Origin of the sequence: Nguyenibacter vanlangensis (genome assembly GCF_013376155.1) — a bacterium.
GTDB classification, from domain to species: Bacteria; Pseudomonadota; Alphaproteobacteria; order Acetobacterales; family Acetobacteraceae; genus Gluconacetobacter; species Gluconacetobacter vanlangensis.
Genome location: NZ_JABXXP010000638.1, coordinates 1 through 1592, shown reverse-complemented (window position 1 = coordinate 1592; position 1592 = coordinate 1). Strand labels below are relative to the sequence as shown.

Here is a 1592-nt window from a genome sequence, read left to right as displayed (position 1 = left end):
CATGGAAGGACTCGTCGGCGGATTCGTAGCGGTCGGCCGCGCCGCCGCGGGCACGCAGCCGTTCCAGCGCGCGGGCGCGCGGCACGGCCAGGACCAGGGTCAGGTCCGGCATCAGCCCGAGCTGCGCGGTCAGCGCCGCGATCAGGTCCAGGATGTCAGGATCGGCGTGGCCCTGGCCATATCCCTGATAGGCCAGGGTGGAATCGACGAAGCGGTCGCACAGCACGATGGCGCCGCGCCGGAGCGCCGGGCGGACCAGCCGGTCGACATGATCGAACCGGGCCGCGAAATGGCCCAGGATTTCGGCGCGCAGCGACAGGTCGTGCCCGCCGAACAGCAGGAAGTCGCGCAGCGCCTCGGCCCCCGGGGTGCCCCCGGGTTCACGCGTGCAGACCACGTCGTGCCCGGCGGCGCCCAGATGGGCCGCAAGGTGCCGGACCTGGGTGGATTTTCCCGCCCCCTCGCCCCCTTCGAACGTGATGAACAGCCCGGGCACCGCGATCAGTGCCGGCCGAATTTCTGGCCCAGCACCGTCGAGGCGCGGGCGAACAGGCCCAGGCGCGCCACGTCCTGCCCCGCCACCAGCGGCATGCGGATATCGGCCAGGCCGGGATTCGAGATCACCAGGTCGCCCAGAACCTGGCCCGCCGCCACCGGGGCGGGAACCGGCGCCTGGTAATCGACCCCGATATGCGCGCGGGTCCGCCAGCCATGGGGCAGGGTCATGACGATGTCGCGCGTCGCCACCAGGGGGACGCCGGGCTGCGTGCCCAGCCAGACCGGCGCGTGCTCGACCACGTCGCCCTTGCGGAACAGGGTGGCGTTTTCGAAATTGGCGAAAGACCATTCCAGCAGGCGTTCGCCCTCATGCGCGCGGGCGTTGCTGGAGGGCATGCCGTTCAGGGCGAGCACCACCCGATTGCCGCCGCGATCGGAGCTGGCGCACAGGCCGAATCCGCCAGCGTCGGTGTGGCCGGTCTTGAGCCCGTCGGCCAGCCCCTTGTCCACCAGGACGTTGCGATTGCCCTGCGAGATCTTGTTGAACCGGTAGTCCTTCTCGGAGAAGAAATGGTAATATTCCGGGAAGTCGCGGATCAGCCGGACGGCCAGGACCGCCACGTCGCGCGCCGACATGTAGTGATTGTCGGCGGGCCAGCCGGTGGCATTCATGAAATGCGAATTGGTCAGGCCGATCTTCGACGCCGCATCGTTCATCAGCGCGACGAACTGGTCCTCGGACCCCGAGACGCCTTCGGCCAGCACGATGCAGGCATCGTTGCCGGACTGGATGACCATGCCCTGGATGAGGTCCTGCACCGCGATGCTTTCGCCCAGCGGCACGAACATCTTGGACCCCTGCATCCGCCACGCCTTCTCGCTGACCGGCAGGGCCTGGTCCAGCTTCAGGCGGCCGGATTTCAGCATGCCGAACACGATATAGGCCGTCATCATCTTGGTCAGCGACGAGGGGGGCATGCGCTCGTCGGCCGCCTTCTCCAGCAGGGTCGCGCCCGTGGTGACGTCCAGGATGCAAGCCCAGCGCGCCAGCGTGTCCACCGGACCGACCGGAGTCGCCGCCGGCGGTCCGGTGG

General features: G+C 69.0%; 2 protein-coding genes. Both read right to left on the bottom strand.

What is annotated here, in order from left to right; genetic code table 11:
- Positions 1 to 496: dTMP kinase (tmk, locus tag HUK84_RS17520; protein ID WP_176641399.1), on the bottom strand; the 496-nt coding region annotated here is incomplete at its 3' end.
- Positions 497 to 501: 5 nt separating this feature from the next.
- Positions 502 to 1592, bottom strand: a 1091-nt coding sequence (locus HUK84_RS17515; protein ID WP_176641398.1) for a D-alanyl-D-alanine carboxypeptidase family protein, incomplete at its 5' end; no start/stop codon positions are given.